The 2,394-nt window shown below is 72.1% G+C and carries 1 protein-coding gene and 1 pseudogene; both read left to right on the plus strand.

Annotation, left to right across the window (positions count from 1 at the left end; genetic code table 11):
- On the plus strand, nt 1–2,036 hold a 2,036-nt coding region (locus tag GT354_RS14200), incomplete at its 5' end, for a right-handed parallel beta-helix repeat-containing protein (protein ID WP_161356671.1).
- Between the two features lie 79 nt (nt 2,037–2,115).
- Nucleotides 2,116–2,394: pseudogene (locus GT354_RS14205) on the plus strand (hypothetical protein); the annotation flags it as partial.

A 2,394-nucleotide genomic window follows, 5' to 3' on the forward strand; every position in this document is an offset into this window, starting at 1 on the left:
TGCTCGCCGACCGGCTGCGCGTGCGCGACACCTCCGGCTCGGCACTGCGAGTCCGCGGCGACGCCCGGCTCCTGGCCCGGGACACGACCCTCGACGACGTCGGACGCAACGGCGTCCTGGCCGAGGAACGCGGCGAGGTCCGCCTCGACGACTGCCGGGTGCGCGACGTCGGCCGCAGCGGCGTCCAGGCAGAACACCAGGCGCGCGTCCGCCTCGACGACTGCCGGATCACCGACGCCAAGGGCAGCGCGGTCGCGGTCGGCGGCGCGGCGCACCTGACCGCGCACGGCTGCCGGATCATCGCTCCATCCGCCAACGGAGTCGTCGCGCTCGGCGAATCCGAGGTGACGATGACCGCGTCGCTCGTCGCGCGCACCGGATTCACCGCGGTACACCTCGGCGGCAACGCACACGGCCGGATCGGCGGTTGCCGTCTCGACGGCAGCGACGAACACGGGCTCGCGGTCGTGGAGTCCGCCCACGCGGAGATCATGGACACCACCGTCACCGGGGCGAGCATGTGCGGCGTGCACGTGGCCGACGAGGCGCGTCTGTCGATGCGCGCCGGCCGGGTCGAGGGCGGCGAGACGGGAGTACGGCTGCGCTCGTCCACGGAGTCCGAACTGCGTGAATGCGTCGTGAGCGGGCAACGCAGGACGGGCATCGAGATCGGCGCCGACGCGGTCGCCGCGCTGTACGCGACCCGGATCGCCGAGACGGGCAGCGCGGGTGTCAGTGTCGATTCCGGTGCCCGGCTGCGCATGGACGGCGGCGGCGTCTTCGCCGTCGGCGGCAGCGGCCTCGTGGTGGGACGGAACGCCGAACCGATGCTGCGGGGCATCCGAGTGGAGGGGACCGGCAAGAACGGCATCCTGTTCGGCGACGGCGCGCGAGGGCTGGTCGAGCACAGCGACCTGTCGGCATGCGCCTACCCGGCTCTGCACATCGGCCGCGACGCCGAACCGCGCTTCGTCGGCTGCCGGGTCTTCGACTGCGCGCAGGACGTCGGCTACACCGAAGGCGCGCAACCGGTGTTCGAGGAGTGCGCGTCCGTCCGGGTGTCGGCGGCGGCGCTGCCCACCCTGTCGCAGGGGCCCACCCCGGCACCGCGCCCGCCCGCGATTCCGGCCGGGGTCGCTCCGGCGGACGGCCCACCGATGCCCGCCGCACCGGTGTCGGTCGATCTGGCCGAGTTGGGCGAGGCCCCGCCGCCGCCCGAGACCCTGGAGGATCTGCTCGCCGAGCTCGCCGAACTGGTCGGACTGGGTGGGGTCAAACGCGACGTCGGAGGCATGGTCAAGCTCATGCAGACGGTACGCAGGCGCCAGGAGGCCGGGCTGCCCGCGCCGCCGCTGAGCCGTCATCTGGTGTTCGCGGGCAACCCGGGCACGGGAAAGACGACCATCGCGCGGTTGTACGGAAGGCTGTTGAAGGCGCTCGGGCTCCTGGAACGCGGCCACCTGGTCGAGGTCGACCGCAGCGCCCTGGTCGGCGAGTACGTCGGACACACCGGTCCCAAGACCACCGAGTCGTTCAACCGCGCGCGCGGCGGCGTGTTGTTCATCGACGAGGCGTACGCGCTCGTGCCCGCGGGCGTTGCGAACGACTTCGGCGGCGAGGCCATCGCGACCCTCGTCAAACTCATGGAGGACCACCGCGACGAGGTCGTGGTGATCGTCGCGGGCTACCCCGACGAGATGGGGCGGTTCATCACCTCGAACCCCGGCCTGTCGTCGCGCTTCACCCGCAGTCTGCTGTTCGACGACTACTCGGCGGACGACCTGGTCCGCATCGTCGAGCATCACGCGGGCCGGCACCGCTACGAACTCAGCGTCCCCGCGCACAAGGCACTCGGCGAGTTGTTCACCGCGATGCCGCGCAACGCGCAGTTCGGCAACGGCCGTACCGCCCGTCAGGTGTTCCAGCAGATGACCGAGAGGCAGGCCATGCGCATGGCCGACATCGACGCGCCCGACGCGCGACAACTGGTCCTCCTCGACGAGGCGGACCTGCCGAGACTCGTCGACGCCGACTGACACCGCACCGACCAACCGCATACCGCATACCGCATACCGCATACCGCCTCGTCAACTGTCTGTTTGTGAAGGAGAGTTCGTGTCCGAAGACAACGAAACCGGGGCGCACGTCGGTTCGTCCGCGCCCTCGTTGGCTCAGGCCTACGCGCGCCGCCCGGCCCGTCCCAGACGCGGTCTGGTGCCGGGGCGCCGGGTGTGGGTGTCCCTCGCCTCGGCTGCGGGCATAGCCGCAGTCACGACGCTGGCCGTGGCCGTCGCCCAGAGCGGGGCGGGCGGCACCGCGACGGCCGCCGACCGAACCACCCGCGCCGCGGAGGCGAAGGGGATCACGCCGAACGACGGACTGCCGGGGGCCCCC

It is taken from the genome of Streptomyces sp. SID3343 (assembly GCF_009865215.1).
Lineage (GTDB): Bacteria > Actinomycetota > Actinomycetes > Streptomycetales > Streptomycetaceae > Embleya.